Here is a 404-nt window from a genome sequence, read left to right as displayed (position 1 = left end):
CAGGACGTCGGCCATGCTGCGCGGGGTCGAGGGCTTGCCGGGACCGGGCGAGACGCCGGCGCCGGGATGCACGTCGAAGCCGCGGCCGTCGGTGCCGGTATAGGCCAGGTCCGTCGCCGACAGGCGGCCCTCGTTGACCATGTAGGCGATGAAGAGGTCGCGGTCCTGCGCGGTGATGGCGCTGTCCAGCCCGCCCTTGGAGGCGACCTTGGCCATCAGTTCGGCGGCGTGGCCGCGGGCGTCGGCGGCGATCTCGCCCTTGCGCACCGGCTTGCCCTTCAGCGGGCCCTCGCCCTTCTCGAAATAGACATAGGCGGCGTCGTTGTCGTTGACGAAGCTCTCCAGCGGCACGCCCAGAAGCTTGGTGTAGTGCAGCGTCGAGCGGTGGTGGTACGGGATCCGCC

General features: G+C 70.3%; 1 pseudogene. It reads right to left on the bottom strand.

What is annotated here, in order from left to right:
- A pseudogene (locus tag AC1DMK_RS31160) lies at positions 1–404 on the bottom strand (flavin monoamine oxidase); the annotation flags it as partial.

Source organism: Rhizobium sp. 05L419 (assembly GCF_056397845.1).
This window is presented reverse-complemented; position numbering and strand designations above follow the sequence as displayed.